An 18,476-nucleotide genomic window follows, 5' to 3' on the forward strand; every position below is an offset into this window, starting at 1 on the left:
GGGTCGCAATCCGGTATTCCTGGCTAATCTTCGTGGAGAGGAGATCGAGGGGGATTGCGCGGTGACGCAGCAGCAGGATCGCATCGCGGAGCTGGAGCAGCGGGTCGTCCGGCTGGTGCGGGACCTGGCGCCGCCCGGGTGGCGCCGCATCGACCTGCACTGCCTCGCGACGATCGCGGTGAGCGACGTGGCGCTGACCGTGCTGACCGGCGACGGCACGACGGTGACGCCCGCCGACGGCGTCCCGCAGGAGCTGACCGGCGCGCTGCTGGACCTGCGCCGCGCCCACTACCTGTCCGAGCAGGGCACCTGGTTCTCGATGACGCTCATCGTCGAGCCGGGGCACGCGCGGCCCCTCTACAACTACGACTTCGACCCGGAGTGGGACCCGCCGATCCCGGTGGACTGCTGGCGGCGCGACCAGATCGTCATGCCGCGCGAGGGCGTGCACATGCCGGCGTGGCTGTCGGCCCGGCTGGACGACCGCGAGCCGTCCGGCGACGAGGACGGGCCCGCCCCCGGCCCGCTGAACCCGATGGAGCAGGCGGAGCTGCTGTCGGGGCCGCTGAGCGTGCTGGTCGCCGACAAGGCGCCGCCGCTGTGGCAGAAGGTGTTCGGCTACTACCAGGCGGCCGGCGGGCACGTCGAGTTCCCGCCGATGATGTGCTACAAGGCGGACGGGACGATGTCGACGTGGACGCCGCCCGCCGCCGCGGCGCGCGTCCTGGACCGGCTCCGCGCCGGGACGCACGGGTTCCAGGGGTCCACCTGGTCGCGGATCGACTTCGAGGTCCTGTACGAGGACGGCGGCGTGCGGTGCCGGGCGTCGTTCACGTTCGACGACGAGCCGCAGTGGAACGCCGCGCCGTCCGCCGACGACGTCCGGCGGGAGCTCGAGCGGTTCCCGCGCGAGAACGTCCCGGAGTGGATGGCGCGGCTGCTCGGGCCCGCGCCCGCCCCGGCGACGCGGGTCGTCCCGCCGGACGAGCTGGAGCGGCGCGCGCCCGGCGGGCTGCGGCGGGCCCGCATCTTCGACCGGGTCGACCCGGAGGACGGGCGCCCCGCGGTGTCCCGCCCGCCCGTCCCGCCGGAGGAGGCCGGGCCGCTCGCCGAGTACCTGCGCAGTGCGCCGCTGGTGATGGCGGCGCGGTCGAACGCCCCGGACCGTCTCGACCCGTCGCGCGGCGACCGCGTCCCGCTGACCTTCCACACCGACGGGACGTGGGTGTGGTCGGGCGCGGTGGGCTACTACCTGCGGGAGCACGGGGTGCCGCCGGAGCCCGACCTGGTCGCGCACGCCCGCGCGCAGGGGTTCCGGGTGCCGCCGGTGGACGACGACGCGATGGACGCTGCGGGCGCGTCCGTCACCGGCCGCGACACCGGGCAGAGCCCCCGCACGGTCGTGGAGCCCCCGCAGCCGCGCCCCGGCGACACCGGGCCGCGCCCCGGCGACACGGCCCCGTACACGGCGGCCGAGGCCATCGGCGCGTACCGGGGGACCGGTGCGACTCCCGCGCCGCCGCGCACGACCGTCGAACCAGTGGACGTCCGGCCCGCGCCGCGCCCCGGCGACACGGCCCCGTACTCGCCGTTCGAGGGGTCCGGGGGGACGGGCGAGGCGCCCGTGCCGCCGCGGACCACGGTCGAGCCCGCCGCCGCGCCGCGCGTCGCGGCCCCGCCGTCCGGTCCGGGGACGCGGGTCGAGGAGGAGTGGGCCGTCACGCTCCGGTCCCGCCTGGACGACCTGGGCATCGACCCCGGCGAGTACCGCATCCGCGGCGACGCGGACGGCGCCTGGTGCCTGCGCTACGACGGCGGCCGCTGGGCGGTGTACCGGACGGACGGCGGCGAGCGGCAGGGCGCGGCGGCGTTCGACGACCCCGCGCAGGCCGCCGCGTACCTGCTGGGCAGCCTGCTGATGACGCCGCGCCGCGCCGGGCCGATCGACCCGCTGGACGGGGAGCCGCCGCTGACGCTGCTGCGCGACCGGCACCGCACGCGGCTGGCGGCCGGCACCGAGGTCGACCGGTACGGCCCGCCCAGCGGCAACATGACGTACGCGGCGCGGACCCCGTTCGAGCGGCGCTCGCTGCCGCCCGACTGGGAGCGGCGGCCGTACCACGCCTACCGGCTGCGGCGCCCGCTGGAGGCGCTGACGGGGACGGCCGTGCCGTGGTTCGACCAGCCGGGCGGCGGCACCGCCTACCTGTTCGCCCGGCCGATCTCCGCGCTGCTCGCCGACGGCGCGCTCATCGAGATCACCTAGCGCCGATCGCCGAGACGAGGTCGAGGCCGAGGACCAGGTCGAGGTGGACGATCGTCTCGAGCTTCGCGCCCGGCGGGACGTCCGGGTCCGCGGCGAGCCGTTCGAGGACGGCGAGGGCGCGCGGGCCGTCGAGGTCGTCGGCGAGCGCCTCCTCGGCCTCGGCGGCGTAGCCGCGGTCCATGGGACGGCCCGGGGCGGTGGCCCACTCGGCGACGCGCGAGCGCCAGCGGGCGAGGTCGTCGCGGGCGCGGGCGGCGTCGACGAGCACCGGGTCGCGGTAGCGGGCCCGCAGCAGGGCGAACCGGACGGCGAGCGGGTCGCCGGGCACGCGCCCGTCGGAGAACACGACGAGCGAGAACCCGGGCGCGGGCGTCGGGCCGATCAGCAGCGCGCCCTCGGGCGCGGCGTCCGCGACCTCGAAGTCGGGGACGCGCAGGTCGTCGAACGTGCAGCCGTCCGGCGCGACGGACGGGGCCCGCGTGACGCGGGCGGGGCGGCGGCCCCGCTCGGCGAGCCGGCGCAGCAGGTCGGCGGTGACGAGGGCGCGCGCCCCGCCGCCGTGCAGGTGGATCCGCAGCGGGCCGGGCGGCAGGTCCTCCACCCGTCCCGTTCGGTGGTCGTAGAGGCGCATGATCACACCTTACGCGCCGCCTCGTCCCAGGTCAGAGGGGCGGGTCGGCCGGCAGCGGGCCGCCGGGGACGTGCGGGGCGCCGTCCGGCTTGCGGACGGCCGCGAACCGGAGCCGCACGTAGTCGGCGACCCAGCCGGACTCGCGGCGCAGCGCGGGCGCGGCGAGGTCGTTGACGCGGGTGAGCAGCGGCTCGACCAGCTCGGGCGGCACGGTGTCGAGCGCGCGGCCCGCGTAGGCGCGGATCCAGTCGGCGGCGCCGTCGGGGCCCTCGACCATCCGGGTGGGGCGGTCGGCGTGCTCCAGCAGCCGCAGCGTGAACCCGGCGTCCTCCAGCTTGGCCGCGTACTCGGCGGGGCTCGGGAAGTACCAGGGCAGTTCGGGCTCGCCGAGCCCGAACACGCGCCACGCCGTCTGCATCGCGGCGATCAGCTCGGCGCAGTTGCCCGCGCCGCCCAGCTCGCCGACGAACCGCCCGCCGGGCCGCAGCGCGGCGTGCACCTGCCCGATCACGGCGTCCGGGTCGCGGGTCATCCAGTGCAGGGCCGCGTTGGACGCGACCGCGTCGAACGACTCGCCGACCGTGAAGTCGTGGGCGTCCCCGACGATGAACGACAGCCCGGGGTGCATGGCGGCGGCCTGCGCGACCATCTCGGGGCTGCCGTCGATGCCCAGCACCTCGGCGCCCCGCTCGGCGATCTCCGCGCTGAACATCCCGGTGCCGCACCCGAGGTCGATGATCCGCTCGCCGGGCTGCGGGTCGAGCAGGTCCACCAGGGGCGCGCCGTGCGCGGAGACGTACCCGAAGGCGGAGTCGTACGTCGTCACGGCCCAGTTCACATGTACCAAAATATCGGACAATGGCTTGCTTACATGGCGGGTTACCGGGTGCGGACGGCCGGGCGTGATCCGTCTCACGCTCGCCCGCCCCGTACGGTTCGGGCATGAGCGAGGTCCGCATCACCGGCGCCGAGGGGCCTGATGGCCTGTCGCTGCGCACCGTCGGCCTGTCCGCCCGGGGCCGTCCCGAACTGGCCGTCTCCGGCCTCCCGCCCTACCTCGGGCACGGCTGGGCGCGCGTCCTCGGCGCGCTGGCCGGCCGGGTCGCGGCCGCCCCCGAGGTGCCCGCGGAGGTGGCGCTGGCCCCGGGCGTCGTCGTCCGGCTGCGGCCCGCGGGCGACGCGCTCACGCCCGTCCCGCCCCCGTCCGTCCGGGATCCGGACGAGTGGCGCCGCGAGATCGTCGTCGCGCTGTTCCCCGAGGCGAGCGCCTGACCGGCGGCCTCTAGAATCGCGTTCTAACCGAGAGAGGGGTCGCGAGTGCCGTACGAAGAGATCGAGTACGAGGTCGCGGACGGGATCGCCACGATCACCCTGAACCGTCCGGACCACATGAACGCCTACACGTTCACGATGCGCAACGAGATGCTCGACGCGTTCGACCGGATCGACGCCGACGATGCCGTCCGCGCGGTCGTGGTGACCGGCGCGGGCCGGGCGTTCTGCGCGGGCGCCGACCTCAGCACCGGCGGCGGCACCTTCGACCGGGAGCAGTCGAAGGAGATGTTCGCCGGGGACGACCTCCTCGAGGACGGCACGCCCCGCGACGGCGGCGGCACCGTCGCGCTGCGCATCGCCCGCTGCCTCAAGCCCGTCATCGGCGCGTTCAACGGCGCCGCCGTCGGCGTCGGCGTCACGATGACGCTGCCCATGGACGTCCGCCTCGCCAGCGAGAAGGCCAAGTTCGGGTTCGTTTTCGCCCGCCGCGGCATCGTCACCGAGGCCGCCTCGAGCTGGTTCCTGCCCCGCGTCGTCGGCATCTCGCAGGCGATGGAGTGGGCCGCGACCGGCCGCGTCTTCGGCGCCGACGAGGCCCTCGCCGGACGCCTCGTCTCGCGCGTCCTCCCGCCGGACGAACTGCTGCCCGCCGCGTACGCGCTCGCCCGCGAGATCGCCGACAACACCTCGGCCGTCTCCGTCGCCGCGATCCGCCGGCTGATGTGGTCCGGCCTCTCCGCGCCGTCGCCGTGGGACGCGCACGTCGCCGACTCCCGCCTGATGGCCGCCCTCGGCGGCGCGGGCGACGCCGCCGAGGGCGTCACGTCCTTCCTCGAGAAGCGCCCCGCCGAGTTCCCGCTGAAGGTCACGAAGGACCTCCCGCCCGAGGTCCCCGACTGGCCCGTCCGCTGAAAGCCCCCGCCGCCCGCCCCCACCCGGCGGGTGGCGGCCGGTTTTCACCCGCGGGGGCGCGGGGAGTTCACGGGCGCGCCACCGCCGCGCCCTTCCGCCGGCGCCGCCGCCCGTGCAGGATCATCGAGACCCGCCCCGTCCGTCGGAGGAGCCCCCGTGGTGGGCCCGATCCTGGCAATCGGCGCACTGGCGGTCTTCGCCGTGCCGCTCGTCCTGATGCTGTACTTCGCGGTCAGGTACGTCGCCGACATGATCCCGCGCACGGAACGCGACGGCCGCCCCCGCGCCCCGCGTCCCGCCGAGACCCGCGCACCGTCGCCCCCACCGCCGTCGCCCCCACCGGCGCCCTCCGGGCGGGCGGCCCCCTCGCCGGACGACCGGAGGGCGCCGGACGAGCGCGCCCCCTTCGGCCACGCGTCCGGCTGCCGCCTGTGCGGGCACTCGGCCGCGCACCACGAGCCCGGCCCGCGGGGCGGCTGCACCTGGAAGCGGCCCGGCTGGCGCCACGAGCGCGTCCACCGCGACGACGACCGGCACACCGGCTGGATCGACGAGCGTCGATGGCACGACGGCACGCCGTGCGGCTGCCCCGCGTACGTCGACTCCGGAGCCGACTGACCGCGCCCCCGGCCCGCCACCCGCCCCGGAGTTCACGAATCCGTCAGGTGTCGAGATCGTCGCGGAGGGTAGTGAGCGGGCGAAGCAACACGATCGGGGGTTCGTGGTGCAGAAGCGGAATGTCGCCCTTGCCGTCGGCCTGCTGTTCCTGCTCCCCGGATGCGGGGGCACCGAGCGGCCGGACCCGCGGCACGCCGGACGGAACGCGGCGCTGCGCGACACGCCGACCGGGACGGCCGCGCGGTCGCCGAGCCCGGCGCCGCCCCGGCGGATCGACTGCGGGCGGGCGAAGTGCGTCGCGCTGACCTTCGACGACGGGCCCGGGCCGCACACGGCGGCGCTGCTCGACACGCTGCGCCGCGCGGGCGCCCGCGCCACGTTCTTCGTCCAGGGCCTCCACGTGCCCGAGCATCCGGCCGTCGTCCGGCGGATGGTCGCGGAGGGCCACGAGATCGGCAACCACACGTGGAACCACCCGAACCTGACGACGCTGCCGCCGGACGAGGTCCGCGCGCAGATCCGGCGCACGCAGCGCGCCGTGCGGGACGCCGCCGGGGTGACGCCCACGGTGATGCGGCCCCCGTACCGGGCGATCGACGAGACGGTGATCGAGGCCGTCGGGATGCCGGTCGTCCTGTGGAGCGTGGACCCGCAGGACTGGCGGCGCGCCGACGTCGCCAAGAAGGTGAAGGTCGGCCTGCGCGACTCGGGCCGCGGCGACATCGTGCTCTACCACGACGTGCACGCGTCGACCGTCCGGGCCATGCCGGAGATCGTGGACGGCCTGCAGAAGCGGGGCTTCACGCTCGTGACCGTGTCGGAGCTGTTCGGCGACGAGCGCCTGAAGGCCGGGCGGGTCTACACCGGGCGCGAACCCGACGCGACGCCCGTCGGCGCGAACCCGCCGCCGCCGGGTTCGCCCGCCGGGCCCCCGGCGTCGCCCGGCGGGTGAGCCGGGGCGTCAGTCCGCGGCGCGGGGACGGCGGCGCGGCGGGGGCTGCGGCGGGACGACCTTGGCCGCGACCATCGCGTCCTCGGGGACCTCGACGAGTTCGCCGGTCCGGCGGCGCACCGCGAGCGTCCCGCCGGACCAGGATTCGAGTACGCCGACCACGTCGCTGTACTCTCCCGTTGGCAGACGACGGCGCAGCGAGATCCGCTGACCCACGTCCGTGTCGCTGATGGAGACCACCAGGCGCGCGGCGAAGCGGCCGGGCATGTGGGGACCCCCGTGTCGAATCGGCTGCGCGGTCGTGGCCATACTATTCACAGGCAGCTTGCGGTGAGCCGTGACGTGCGGCGGGGCCGGAGATCCGAGAGGAGTCACTGACGTGACCTACGTCATCGCGCAGCCCTGCGTGGACCTGCTCGACAAGGCATGCATCGAGGAGTGCCCGGTCGACTGCATCTACGAGGGGAAGCGCCAGCTCTACATCCACCCGGACGAGTGCGTCGACTGCGGTGCGTGCGAGCCGGTCTGCCCGGTCGAGGCCATTTACTACGAGGACGACGTTCCCGAGCAGTGGAAGGACTTCTACAAGGTCAACGTGGAGTTCTTCGACGACCTCGGCTCCCCCGGCGGCGCCTCCAAGGTCGGCAAGATCGACAAGGACCACCCGATCGTCGCCGCGCTGCCGCCGCAGAGCCAGGAAGACTGACGACGTTCGTGAGCGTGCGGCGCACCGCCCGGCCGGGGACGGGGCGCCGCACGTCCGTGTGAGAGAGGGTGTGCAGGTGTTCACGCTGCCGGACTTCCCGTGGGATCGGCTCGCGCCGTACAAGGAGCGGGCCGCCGCGCATCCCGGCGGCATCGTCGACCTTTCGGTCGGGACGCCCGTGGACCCCACCCCCGAGCCGATCCGGGCGGCGCTGGCCGCCGCCGCCGACGCGCCCGGCTACCCGCAGACGTACGGGACGCCCGCGCTGCGCGAGTCCGTCGCGGGGTGGCTGCGGCGCCGCGCCGGGGTGGTCGACGCGGACCCCGACGCCGTCCTGCCGGTGATCGGCACCAAGGAGCTCGTCGCGTGGCTGCCGACGCTGCTCGGCCTCGGCCCCGGCGACACCGTCGTGTTCCCCGAGCTGGCGTACCCGACGTACGACGTGGGCGCGCGGCTGTGCGGCGCGGAGCGCGTCGCGACGGACGGCCTGCTGTCCCTCGGCCCGGTGCGGCCGAAGATCGTGTGGGTGAACTCGCCGTCGAACCCGACCGGGAAGGTGCTGCCCGCCGAGCACCTGCGGAAGGTCGTCGCGTGGGCGCGCGGCCGGGGCGCGATCGTCGTCAGCGACGAGTGCTACCTGGAGTTCGGCTGGGACGACGCCAACCCGCCGGTGTCGATCCTGCACCCGGACGTGTGCGACGGCTCCCACGAGGGGCTGCTGGCCGTCAACTCGCTGTCGAAGCGCTCGAACCTCGCCGGGTACCGCGCCGGGTTCGTCACCGGCGACCTCGCCCTGGTGAAGCGGCTGCTGGAGGTCCGCAAGCACGCCGGGATGATCGTCCCGGCGCCGGTGCAGGCCGCGATGACGGTCGCGTTCGACGACGACGCGCACGTCGAGGAGCAGCGCGCCCGGTACGCGCGGCGCCGCGCCGCGCTGCGGGAGGCGTTCGAGGGCCACGGGTTCCGCATCGACCACTCCGAGGCGTCCCTGTACCTGTGGGCGACGCGGGACGAACCGTGCTGGGACACCGTCGCGCACCTGGCGTCCCTCGGGATCAGCGTCGGCCCCGGCGACTTCTACGGGACGGGCGGCGCCCGGCACGTCCGGGTCGCGTTCACCGCGACGGACGAGCGCGTCGCCGCGGCCGTCGAGCGGCTCTGAGCCGTCCAGACCCCCGCGTCCCCCTGCACATCATCCGTTAACGGACGAAACCGATTGTTATTTTGTCGCGTCTGATTGCGGTATGGGCCTGCGGTGCCACAATCGGTAGGCTTCCGCAGGTCCCCGTACGGGTGCCGTGGTCGTCGTGAGGGACGGAGGAGCCGTGGGCGAAACCGCGATAGTGATCCTGCTGGCGCTGATCCTGGTCGCCCTGGTGGTGCTGATCATCGTCCTGCTGCGCCGCCGCTCCGCCGCGTCGGCGGCGAAGCCGCAGGCCGCGGCCCCGCGCGACCCGCTGGCCGCGGAGGACCAGGCCGGCGGCGACCCCCGGACGATCAAGGCCGGGGACATGATCGAGTACCTGGGCGTCCGCTACTTCGTGCGCGGCTCGCTGCGCATGCGCGAGGGCGGCTACACCTGGGCCGAGCACCTGCTGGACGCCGACCAGCTCGAGGGCGTGAAGGTGTGGGTGTCGGTCGAGGAGGACCCCGACCTCGAGGTCGTCTGGTGGACCGAAACCGAGATGGGCGACATGTCGCCCAGCCAGAAGACGATCACGATCGACGGCGTGGAGTACCGCCGCGAGGAGCACGGCACCGCCGACTACGACAGCGAGGGCACCACCGGCCTCGGCGTGAAGGGCCGCGTCGAGTACGCCGACTACACCGCCCCCAAGGGCCGCTACCTGTCGTTCGAGCAGTACGGCGGCGGCCGGTGGGAGGCGGGGCTCGGCGAGCGCGTCCCCAACGGAGCGCTCACCATCTACCCCGGCGGAAGCTGACCGTGCTCACGACCCTCGACACCCCCTACCTGGACGCGCGCGCCGACGGCCTGTCGTTCGCGCTCGGCCTGCCCCCGCTCGACGCCCTCGCCGTCCTGCCCGTCGAGCGCGGCGGCCTGACCGTCGAGCTCCGCCTCCTCGGCGCGTCCCACCAGGTCATCGCCGGTCCGCTGAGCGAGACCGTCGCCTGCCTGGACGGCCCCGCCGAGCCGCTGCCCGGGCGCACGAGCACGACGCTGCCCGGATGGGCGTACGAATTCACCGCGACGACCGCCCGCCACGACGACGACGCCGCGTTCGGCCGGGCCGTCGAGGCGGTGTGCGCGCGGCTGGCGGACCGCGGCGACGCCCTGGCCGGGGCCTTCCCCGGCTCGCGGCACGCCGTCACCGCCCTCGCACTGGAGGAGACGGCAGAGGAGACCGGAATGGGCTGGCGGACGTGGCACGCCTATCCGCAGACCCGGGAGATCGTGATGACGCGGAGCCGGCTGGTGAGACCATGAACAGGAAGTACTGGACGATCGGCGCCGTGTCGGTCTCCATCGTCGCGGTGATCGTGCTCGTCGCGGTCCTCAGCCGGGACAAGTCCCCCGACAAGTGGATCGCCGGGAAGTACAAGCGGGTCGCGGTCAACGAGTACCGGGCGCCGAAGAAGCCGGCGGACGTCGCCCGCGAGATCCGCAAGGAGCTCAAGCCGATCGACCGGGTCAACGACATGGCGACGCTCGGCAACCGGGGCGGCATCTTCCTGCGCTACCCGAAGCACGTCGTGGCCGTCCTCCCGTACGGGGCCGGCAGCCGCATCACCGTCGACTCCGCGCGGGGCGGCTACAGCCGCTACCACTCCCATGTCGGCGGGCACTGGAGCACCCCCGGCAGCAACGGCTGGAACAACAGGGGATCCGCGTCGTTCCGCGGCGGCGGGCCCGGGTCGGGCAAGTGAGGAGCTAGGAGCTACCGATGAACGACATCCTGCACGACGGCGGCGCCACCCTCGCCTACGGAGCGCTCGGCCTGGCCCTGATGGTGCTCGGCTACCTGGTCGTCGAGGTGACGACCCCGGGGCGGCTCGGCCACCAGATCTGGACCGAGGGCAACCGGGGCGCGGCGCTGCTGCTCGCCGTCAAGCTCCTCGGCGTCGGCGCGATCGTCACCACCGCGATCGTCACCAGCGAGAACGACCTGAGCGACGGGCTGCTCGGCACCGCCGTGTACGGCGTCCTCGGCATCATCATCATGATCGTCGCGTTCTACGCGATCGACGTGCTGACCCCCGGGAAACTCGGCGCGATCCTCGTGGGCGGCGAGCAGGTCCACCCGGCCGGGTGGGTCGTCGCCGCCGCCGACCTGGCCGTCGCCGCGATCGTGTGCGGGGCGGTCTCCTGACGTCCCGCGACCTCGACGAGGCCGCCCCGTCCGCCGCCGACGCGGACGAGGCGGCCCGTCCCGTTTCCGAACCCGCGGACGAGCGCCCGGACGAGCGCCCGGACGAGCGGGGCGGGCGGCCCCGCGTGCCCGCGCGCGTCGCCCGGACGCTCGTCCTCGCGGCCGTGTTCACGTGCGCCGCGTGCGGGCTCGTCTACGAACTCGCGCTCGTCGCGCTCGGCAGCTACCTGGTCGGCAACTCGGTGACGCAGGCGTCGATCGTCCTGTCGGTCATGGTGTTCGCGATGGGCATCGGGTCGCTGCTGGCCAAGCCGCTGCAGAGCCGTCCGGTCGTGGCGTTCGCCGTCATCGAGGGCGTCCTCGCGCTCGTCGGCGGGCTGTCCGTCATGGGGCTGTACGCGGCGTTCGCGTGGGTCCATGTGTACGAGCCGGTGCTGGTCGTGGTCGCGTTCGCCGTCGGCGCGCTGATCGGCGCGGAGATCCCGCTGCTGATGACGCTCATGCAGCGGATCCGGCGGCAGGACGCCGGCAGCGCCGTCGCCGACCTGTTCGCCGCCGACTACGTGGGCGCGCTCCTCGGCGGGCTCGCGTTTCCGTTCCTCCTCCTCCCGACGTTCGGGCACATCAAGGGCGCCCTGCTGGTCGGCGCCGTCAACGCGGTCGCGGGCGTCGCGGTCGTCCTCTGGCTGTTCCGCGACCGGCTCCGCCGCTGGACGCGCGCCGCCCTGTGGGCCGGCATGGCGACCGTCCTCGCCGTCCTCGGCGGGACGTACGCGCTCGCGGACCGGTTCGAGATCACCGCCCGGCAGGCCCTCTACAACGACCCGATCGCCGTCGCGGAGCGCACGCCGTACCAGGAGATCGTCATCACGCGGAAGGTCGCCGTGTCGGGCAACGCCGACCTGCGGCTCTTCCTGAACGGCGACCTGCAGTTCTCCTCGGTGGACGAGTACCGCTACCACGAGTCGCTCGTCCACCCGGCGCTCGCCGGGAAGCGGGGCCGGGTGCTGATCCTCGGCGGCGGCGACGGCCTCGCGCTCCGCGAGGTGCTGCGCTACCCGGACGTCCGGGAGGTGACGCTCGTCGAGCTCGACCCCGCGATGATCCGGCTCGCCCGCACCTACGACCCGATCGAGAAGCTGAACGGCGGCGCGTTCGAGGACCCGCGCGTCCGGACCGTCACCGCCGACGCCTTCACCTGGCTCCGCGAGCTCCGCGGCGAGTTCGACTCGATCATCGTCGACATGCCCGACCCCGACGACGTCGCGACGGCGAAGCTGTACTCGGTCGAGTTCTACGGGATGGTGAAGCGCGCGCTGGCCCCCGGCGGCCGCATGGTCGTCCAGTCGGGATCGCCCTACTTCGCCCCGAACTCGTACTGGTGCATCCGCGCGTCGATCGCCGCGGCCGGGTTCGCGACCACCCCGTACCACGTGGACGTCCCGAGCTTCGGCGACTGGGGGTTCGTCCTGGCCGAGCCCACCGGCGGACCCCCGGCCCTCGAACTCCCGCCGGACGCCCGGGGGCTCCGCTTCCTGGACGAGCCGGTCCTGCGGGCCGCGAAGGTCTTCCCGAGGGACCGCGGGCCCCGCGACGTCGAGGTGAACACGCTCGTCCATCCCCGCCTCGTCGACTACGAGGACGACGAGTGGAAGCTGTCCTGATCAGCGCTCGGTCGACCGCCGGATCGCGTCGTCCACCGCGCGCTGGAACGACGTCACCAGCGACTGGATCAGCAGCGGCTTGAGCCGTCCCGCCATCTCCATCAGCCGCGCGCGGTCCTGCGGCGCCCGTCCGCCCTCCCGGTAGGGGCGGACCACGCTGTCCTGGAACACCGCCTGCAGCTCGGCCGCCAGCGCGGCCGTGTGCCGGTCGACGGCCGCGTGGGCGGCGACGAGCGTCTCCAGCGGCAGCGCCAGCGCGGCCAGTTCGGCCCCGATGCCCAGCAGGGCGGGGCTGACGACGCGCACCTCGTCCGCCGAGACCGGCTCCAGCACGCCGAGCGCCTCCAGCCGCTTCAGCGCGTCCTCGTCGAGGTGCCGTCCCACCCGGCGGTCCAGCTCGTGCCGGTCGAGCGTCTCGGCCTCCTCCGGCGCCCACGGCGAGAGCAGCGCCCGCTGCAGCGCGAGGTCCTCCACCGGCGCGTCCAGCGGGATCTTCTCCAGGTGCCGCTCGATCGCCGCGAGCGTCAGCCCGAGGCTCTGCAGCTCCCGGACGAGCTCCACCCGGGCGAGGTGCTCCTCGCCGTACAGGCCCGTCCGTCCGCGCAGTCTCGGCGGCGGCAGGAGCCCGCGCCCCGCGTAGAACCGGACCGTCCGCACGCTGACCCCGGCCCGCGCGGCGAGCTGGTCAACGGTCAGCTCCATCCCGCCCCCTCCATGTGACATCACCAGTGTTACATTAACCCTGTATCAGTAGACACTTATCGAGGGAGACCGCCGGATGGCACGGGAGATCTTCACCGAGGAGCACGAGGCGTTCCGCGACATGGTCCGCTCCTTCATCGAGAAGGAGATCGCGCCCCACCACGAGCAGTGGGAGAAGGACGGCGTCGTCTCCCGCGACGTGTGGCTGGCCGCCGGACGGCAGGGCCTGCTCGGCATCGACATGCCCGAGGAGTTCGGCGGCGGCGGGAACCCCGACTACCGCTACTACGTGATCATGAACGAGGAGTTCGCGAAGGCCGGCGTGCACGGCCCGGGCTTCTCCGTCCACAACGACATCAACGGCGGGTACCTGCGCCAGCTGTGCAACGACGAGCAGAAGGCCCGCTGGTTCCCCGGCTACTGCTCCGGCGAGATCATCACCGGCATCGCGATGACCGAGCCCGCCGCCGGCTCCGACCTGCAGGGCATCAAGACCACCGCGATCAAGGACGGCGACGAGTACGTCCTCAACGGCTCGAAGACCTTCATCTCCAACGGCATCCTCGCCGACCTGGTCATCGTCGTCGCCAAGACCGACCCGTCCGCCGGCGCCCGCGGCGTCAGCCTCCTCGCCGTCGAGCGCGGCATGGCCGGCTTCGAGCGCGGCCGCAACCTGGACAAGGTCGGCATGCACGCCCAGGACACCGCCGAACTGTTCTTCGACAACGTCCGCGTCCCCGCGAAGAACCTTCTCGGCGAGGAGGGCATGGGCTTCATCTACCTCATGCAGAACCTCGCCCGCGAGCGCCTCTCCATCGGCGCCACCGCGCAGGCCGCCGCGGAGTCCGCGTTCGAGCAGACCCTCGAGTACTGCAAGACGCGCGAGGCGTTCGGCCGTCCGATCGGCAAGTTCCAGCACAACCGCTTCACGCTCGCCGAGATGAAGACGGAACTGACCGTCACCCGCTCCTTCACCGACGAGTGCATCGTCAAGGAGAGCAAGGGCGAGCTCAGCGCCGAAGAAGCGGCGATGCTCAAGTACTGGAACACCGAACTGCTCAAGCGCGTCGTCGACCGCTGCGTCCAGCTCCACGGCGGCTACGGCTACATGACCGAGTACCCGATCGCCAAGGCGTACCAGGACGTCCGGATCCAGACCATCTTCGGCGGCACCACCGAGATCATGAAGGAGATCATCGGCCGCTCCCTCGGCGTCTGACCGACCCCGCGAAGCGCCCCCGGCCGCACCGGCCGGGGGCGCCCGCCCGCCGTCCACGGCCACCCCGCCTGGGAGATCGACGAGGTCATGGCGTGGCTCGCCGGACGGCTGCGCACCGACCCGCGCCACCCGGACACGCCCGCGCTGCTCCTCGCCGCGTTCGCGGCGCGCTTCCCGGTGGCCTACCGCCTGCAGGACGCGGCCGTCGAAGCGGGCGAAGAGCCCTTCGACAACCCCGACCTCGCGGACCTCGACGGCTGGCGGTGCCCCGGCTTCCTCGCCGTCCTGGCCGCGCACACCGCCGCCGAACTGCGCCTCTGGGCCGCCGACCGCTTCCCGCCCGCCACCACGACCACCCCGTAACGCCCTGCGCGTCGACGTAGCGGTGCGGGTCCGGGGTGCGTGGGATGATCGCGCGAGGATTGTTTCCTCCGGAAAGGGCCGGGTCTGTGACGGATCGGGGAGCACTGGACGCCCTGCGCCAGGCGGTCGAGGTGTCGCCGGACAACCTGCCGCTGCGGCGGCATCTGGCGGAGCAACTGCTGGCGGCGGGCCTGCTCATGGACGCCGAGGGCGAGTTCCGCGAGGCGCTCGCGCTCGCGCCCGGGGACGCGGAGCTCACGACGGGGCTCGCGGAGGCGTTCCTGCGGCAGGGCAAGCACGGCGCGGCGATCGCGGCGCTCGACCGGGTGGCGGACGGCCCGGCGCGGGCCGGGATCATCCTCGCGAAGGCGCTCGTGGGGGAGGGGGACGTCCCGGCGGCGCGGCCCCGCTACTGGGAGGCCGTCGCCCGGGACGCCTCGCTGGCCGACCCCGAGCTGGAGGCGGCGCTCGGGCATTCCGCGGCGCCGCCCCTCCTGGCCGAGGAGGCGGCCGCTCCGGTCCCGGAGGGGCGGACGCCGTCCGGGGACGGGTCGGGCGTCACGTTCGACGACGTGGCCGGGATGGAGGAGGTCAAGCAGACCCTCCGGATGAAGCTGCTCCTCCCGGTGCAGCAGCCCGACCTGTTCGCCGCCTACGGCAAGACCGCGGGCGGCGGCGTGCTGCTGTACGGGCCGCCCGGGTGCGGCAAGACGCACCTCGCGCGGGCGGCCGCCGGGGAGCTCGGCGCCGGGTTCGTCAGCGTCGGCCTGTCCGACATCCTCGACATGTACATCGGGTCGAGCGAGCGCAACCTGCACTCGACGTTCGAGACGGCCCGCCGCAACGCCCCGTGCGTCCTGTTCTTCGACGAGGTGGACGCCCTCGCCGCGCGGCGCTCGGACATGAAGCAGGCCGCCGGCCGCCAGGTGATCAACCAGTTCCTCGCCGAACTGGACGGCGTCGAGGCCGGCGCGAACGAGGGGGTGCTCGTGCTCGCCGCCACGAACGCCCCCTGGTACCTGGACGCCGCGTTCCGCCGTCCCGGACGGTTCGACCGGCTCGTGTTCGTGCCGCCGCCGGACGCCGCGGCGCGCGCGGCCGTCCTGTCCCTGCTGTGCCGGAAGGTGCCGCTCACCGAGATGGACTTCCGGAAGGTCGCCGAGGCCACCGACGGGTTCGCGGGCGCCGACCTCAAGGGCGTCGTCGACCGGGCCGTCGAGACGAAGCTGCAGGAGGCGCTGCGCGCCGGGCGTCCGCTGCCGCTGTCCACCGCCGACCTGCTGGCGGCGGCCCGCGCCGCCCGCCCGACGGCCGTCGCCGAGTGGCGGGCCACGGCCCGCAACTACGTCATGCACGCCAACGAGAGCGGCACCTGGGACGACCTGCTCCCGTGGGTCGGCGGGAAGGGCCGGTGACGGACGGGACGCGCGCGGACGTCGCGCTCGAACGGGCGCGGACGCTGCTGGACCTGCAACGTCCCGCCGACGCCGAGCGCGAGGCCCGTTCGGCGCTGGCGGAGGACGCCGGCAACGTCCGGGCGCACCTGTACCTGGCGCGCGCGCTGTCCCGGCAGGGCGACGTCGACGGCGCGCTCGACGCGGTGAACACCTACGTCGCGGCCCGGCCGGACGACTGGGTCGGCCACACGGAGGCGGGCTCGATCCTGTACTCGGCGGGGCGATGGCAGGAAGCGGTCGTCGCCTATCAGCACGCGTTGGCGCACAACACGGACGAGCCGTTCGTCTACATACGGCTCGCATGGACCCACTACGACCTGGAGGAGTGGTATCCGGCGCGGACGGCCGCCGAACACGCCCTCACCCTGTCCCCGGACGATCCCGAAGCCCTCGCCGTCCTGGGCATGACCCTTGCCGAGTACGGCGAGACCCAGCGGGCGAGGGAGCATGCAGAGCGCGCGCTGGAGCTCGACCCCGAGAACGCGGCGATGCACCGCGCGCACGCCGTGGTGCTGCTGAAGACGGGACGGCCCCGCGACGCGGCCGACGCGTTCCGCGAGTCCCTGCGGATCGACCCCGCCTGGACGGGCGGCCGGCAGGCGGTCATGCAGGCGGAGATGAGCCGCAACCCGCTCTTCGGCCTGCACCGCCGCCTGTGGGAACTGCGGTCGAAGCCCCGCGCGCAGATCGTCTGGTGGCTCGGGCTGTGCATCGTCCCGTTTTGGTTCGTGTTCATGGCGATCTGCACCCTGCTCATGTGGGTGAACTGGGTGAACCTCGCCCTCACCGCCCTGTGGCTGCACCGCGACCCGCGCCGCCGCGACCTGGTGGAACCGGCCGCCCTCTACAAGATCGCCGGAGCTGCCCTCGGCGCCGGCGCGGCGATGGTGCTGCTCGGCGCCGTCCTGCACGACGGGCGCACCGCCCTGCTGGGCCTCGCCGTGCTCTCCCTCGTCACGCCGGTGATGGAACCGGCGTCCCTCGACGGGACGCGCGACGCGCTGTTCATGCTCCTCCCGCTCGTCCTCATCGGCTGGCTCGCCGTCCTGATCCCCGTCGCCTACACCCTGCATCCGGGCTGGACGATGCCGGCGGCGCTCGGCACCTTCTACGTCGGCATGGGCTCCACCTGGCTCTCCGTCCTCCTGCACCGCCGCCACACCCGCGCGCGGGCATGAACCGCGCGCGCGTCCACAGCGACCGGGCGGAGATGCTGCTCGACCTGCGGCGTCCCGCCGACGCCGAACGGGAGGCCCGCGCCGCGCTGGCCGCGGACCCCGAGAACGCCCGCGCCCACCTGCAGCTCGCCCGCGCGCTGTCCCGGCAGGGCGACACCGGCGGCGCGCTCGACGCGGTGAACGCGTACGTCGCGCTGCGCCCCGACGCGTGGATCGGCCACTGGACGGCGGGCGTCGTCCTGTACCGGGCGAACCGGGACCGCGAGGCCCTCGCCGCGTTCTGGCAGGCCCGCGAGCGCGCCCCCGCCGAACCGTCCGTGTACCGCATGCTCGCGTGGACCCACTACGCCCTCGACGAGGCGGGGCACGCCCGCTCCGCCGCCGAGCACGCCGCACGCCTCGCCCCCGACGACGCCGAGACGGCCGCCGTCCTCGCGCTGTCCCTCCTCGCGCTCCGCGACAAGGCCGGTGCCTGGGAGCAGGCCGAACGGGCGCTGCGGCTCGCGCCCGACGACCCGTCCGTCCACCGCTGGCACGGGACCGTCGCGCTGCACACCGGACGGCACCGCGCGGCCGCCGAGGCGTTCCGCGAGTCGCTGCGGACGGATCCCGAGTGGGCCGAGGGCCCCGCGCAGATCGTCGAGGCCGAACGCCGCCGAGCCCGCGTCTCGGTCCTGCATCGCGGGCTGTCGCGCCTCCGCGACGCGCCCCGCCGCACGGTCCTGCTGTGCCTCGCCGCCTCGGTCGTCTCCCCGTGCCTCCTGCTCAACGTGCTGATCACCCTCCTGACCTGGCTGAACTGGACGCTCCAGGCCGGGGTCTCGCTGCGGCTCGGCCGCGACCCCCGGGTGCGCCCGCTCCTGCCCGCCGCCGAACTGCGCGCCGCGTCGATCTCCCTCGGCCTCGTCCTCCTCGGCGCCGTGCTCGGGACCGCGGCCGCCGTCCTGGGGGAGCCGTCGGCCGTGCCGCCCGCCGTCGCCGTGCTCGCCCTCGTCACGCCCGTCCAGGAGACGGCCCGGCTGGACGGGCGGCGCCGCATCGGCTTCGCCGCCCTGACGATCGTCCTCGCCGCGGCCGTCGCGCTCGCGGCCCCGTTCGCCTGCACGGGCGCCGACTGGGCGACCGTCGTCGCGGTCCTCGCCCTCTACACGGCGCTCGGCTCCACCTGGCTCGCACTGCTCGTCGCCCGCCGCCCGTGGTGACT

Annotated in this window: 21 protein-coding genes; 17 read left to right on the top strand and 4 right to left on the bottom strand. The window is 74.3% G+C overall.

The window, feature by feature from the left end:
* Window positions 1-61: 61 nt before the first annotated feature.
* On the top strand, window positions 62-2,266 hold the full coding sequence (locus tag AB0L25_RS09910; protein WP_500170425.1) for a TNT domain-containing protein: 2,205 nt from the start codon (window positions 62-64) through the stop codon (window positions 2,264-2,266).
* Here the strand turns inward: AB0L25_RS09910 and AB0L25_RS09915 are convergent.
* Window positions 2,259-2,897: a hypothetical protein gene (locus AB0L25_RS09915; protein WP_500170427.1), complete on the bottom strand. Its 639-nt coding sequence runs from the start codon at window positions 2,895-2,897 to the stop codon at window positions 2,259-2,261. The two genes, AB0L25_RS09910 and AB0L25_RS09915, sit on opposite strands and share 8 nt — an antisense overlap.
* Window positions 2,898-2,928: 31 nt before the next feature.
* Window positions 2,929-3,735: a class I SAM-dependent methyltransferase gene (locus tag AB0L25_RS09920; protein ID WP_500170428.1), complete on the bottom strand. Its 807-nt coding sequence runs from the start codon at window positions 3,733-3,735 to the stop codon at window positions 2,929-2,931.
* Between the two features lie 104 nt (window positions 3,736-3,839).
* Here AB0L25_RS09920 and AB0L25_RS09925 point away from each other — a divergent pair, with 104 nt between their 5' ends.
* From AB0L25_RS09925 to AB0L25_RS09940, 4 genes are all read left to right on the top strand, one after another.
* Complete coding sequence (locus AB0L25_RS09925) at window positions 3,840-4,169, top strand: hypothetical protein (protein ID WP_500170430.1); 330 nt, start codon at window positions 3,840-3,842, stop codon at window positions 4,167-4,169.
* A 45-nt stretch (window positions 4,170-4,214) separates the two neighbouring features.
* Window positions 4,215-5,084 carry a crotonase/enoyl-CoA hydratase family protein gene (locus tag AB0L25_RS09930; protein ID WP_500170431.1) on the top strand — a complete coding sequence of 290 codons (870 nt, stop codon included), beginning with the start codon at window positions 4,215-4,217 and terminating at the stop codon, window positions 5,082-5,084.
* A gap of 156 nt (window positions 5,085-5,240) precedes the next feature.
* A complete protein-coding gene (locus tag AB0L25_RS09935; RefSeq protein ID WP_500170433.1) occupies window positions 5,241-5,702 on the top strand; it encodes a hypothetical protein in 462 nt (153 codons plus the stop codon).
* A 106-nt stretch (window positions 5,703-5,808) separates the two neighbouring features.
* Window positions 5,809-6,654, top strand: a complete 846-nt coding sequence (locus tag AB0L25_RS09940) for a polysaccharide deacetylase family protein (protein ID WP_500170435.1) — start codon at window positions 5,809-5,811, stop codon at window positions 6,652-6,654.
* A gap of 9 nt (window positions 6,655-6,663) precedes the next feature.
* On the opposite strand, the gene AB0L25_RS09945 is transcribed toward AB0L25_RS09940, so the two are convergent.
* Window positions 6,664-6,921 carry a putative acetyltransferase gene (locus AB0L25_RS09945; RefSeq protein WP_500170437.1) on the bottom strand — a complete coding sequence of 86 codons (258 nt, stop codon included), beginning with the start codon at window positions 6,919-6,921 and terminating at the stop codon, window positions 6,664-6,666.
* A gap of 112 nt (window positions 6,922-7,033) precedes the next feature.
* Here AB0L25_RS09945 and fdxA point away from each other — a divergent pair, with 112 nt between their 5' ends.
* From fdxA to AB0L25_RS09980, 7 genes are all read left to right on the top strand, one after another.
* Window positions 7,034-7,360: a ferredoxin gene (fdxA, locus tag AB0L25_RS09950; RefSeq protein ID WP_026401360.1), complete on the top strand. Its 327-nt coding sequence runs from the start codon at window positions 7,034-7,036 to the stop codon at window positions 7,358-7,360.
* A 76-nt stretch (window positions 7,361-7,436) separates the two neighbouring features.
* A complete protein-coding gene (gene dapC / locus AB0L25_RS09955; RefSeq protein WP_500170438.1) occupies window positions 7,437-8,522 on the top strand; it encodes a succinyldiaminopimelate transaminase in 1,086 nt (361 codons plus the stop codon).
* Window positions 8,523-8,685: 163 nt separating this feature from the next.
* The gene (locus AB0L25_RS09960) at window positions 8,686-9,303 is read left to right on the top strand and encodes a DUF4178 domain-containing protein (RefSeq protein ID WP_500170440.1); all 618 of its coding nucleotides are present in this window, start codon (window positions 8,686-8,688) and stop codon (window positions 9,301-9,303) included.
* Window positions 9,304-9,305: 2 nt separating this feature from the next.
* The gene (locus AB0L25_RS09965) at window positions 9,306-9,806 is read left to right on the top strand and encodes a DUF2617 family protein (RefSeq protein ID WP_500170442.1); all 501 of its coding nucleotides are present in this window, start codon (window positions 9,306-9,308) and stop codon (window positions 9,804-9,806) included.
* The gene (locus AB0L25_RS09970) at window positions 9,803-10,246 is read left to right on the top strand and encodes a DUF4247 domain-containing protein (protein ID WP_500170444.1); all 444 of its coding nucleotides are present in this window, start codon (window positions 9,803-9,805) and stop codon (window positions 10,244-10,246) included. Before AB0L25_RS09965 ends, AB0L25_RS09970 begins: the two co-directional genes overlap by 4 nt.
* Before the next feature lie 17 nt (window positions 10,247-10,263).
* Window positions 10,264-10,689 carry a DUF350 domain-containing protein gene (locus AB0L25_RS09975; protein WP_500170445.1) on the top strand — a complete coding sequence of 142 codons (426 nt, stop codon included), beginning with the start codon at window positions 10,264-10,266 and terminating at the stop codon, window positions 10,687-10,689.
* A gap of 125 nt (window positions 10,690-10,814) precedes the next feature.
* Window positions 10,815-12,353, top strand: a complete 1,539-nt coding sequence (locus tag AB0L25_RS09980; RefSeq protein WP_500170599.1) for a polyamine aminopropyltransferase — start codon at window positions 10,815-10,817, stop codon at window positions 12,351-12,353.
* Here the strand turns inward: AB0L25_RS09980 and AB0L25_RS09985 are convergent, their stop codons facing one another.
* Window positions 12,354-13,055 carry a MerR family transcriptional regulator gene (locus AB0L25_RS09985; RefSeq protein WP_500170447.1) on the bottom strand — a complete coding sequence of 234 codons (702 nt, stop codon included), beginning with the start codon at window positions 13,053-13,055 and terminating at the stop codon, window positions 12,354-12,356. It abuts the gene before it with no gap.
* A gap of 76 nt (window positions 13,056-13,131) precedes the next feature.
* Between AB0L25_RS09985 and AB0L25_RS09990 the strand changes: the two genes are divergently transcribed.
* From AB0L25_RS09990 to AB0L25_RS10010, 5 genes are all read left to right on the top strand, one after another.
* Window positions 13,132-14,274, top strand: coding sequence for an acyl-CoA dehydrogenase family protein (locus tag AB0L25_RS09990; protein ID WP_500170449.1), 1,143 nt, complete (start codon window positions 13,132-13,134; stop codon window positions 14,272-14,274).
* Window positions 14,275-14,361: 87 nt separating this feature from the next.
* Window positions 14,362-14,637 carry a hypothetical protein gene (locus tag AB0L25_RS09995; RefSeq protein ID WP_500170450.1) on the top strand — a complete coding sequence of 92 codons (276 nt, stop codon included), beginning with the start codon at window positions 14,362-14,364 and terminating at the stop codon, window positions 14,635-14,637.
* 86 nt (window positions 14,638-14,723) lie between these two features.
* A complete protein-coding gene (locus tag AB0L25_RS10000; RefSeq protein WP_500170452.1) occupies window positions 14,724-16,052 on the top strand; it encodes an ATP-binding protein in 1,329 nt (442 codons plus the stop codon).
* Window positions 16,049-17,272, top strand: coding sequence for a tetratricopeptide repeat protein (locus AB0L25_RS10005; protein WP_500170453.1), 1,224 nt, complete (start codon window positions 16,049-16,051; stop codon window positions 17,270-17,272). Before AB0L25_RS10000 ends, AB0L25_RS10005 begins: the two co-directional genes overlap by 4 nt.
* Window positions 17,269-18,474 (top strand): tetratricopeptide repeat protein, encoded by a 1,206-nt coding sequence (locus AB0L25_RS10010; protein ID WP_500170455.1) that lies wholly within the window; start codon window positions 17,269-17,271, stop codon window positions 18,472-18,474. Before AB0L25_RS10005 ends, AB0L25_RS10010 begins: the two co-directional genes overlap by 4 nt.
* Window positions 18,475-18,476 lie beyond the last annotated feature (2 nt).

This window comes from Spirillospora sp. NPDC052242, assembly GCF_040679555.1.
Taxonomy (GTDB): Bacteria; Actinomycetota; Actinomycetes; order Streptosporangiales; family Streptosporangiaceae; genus Spirillospora.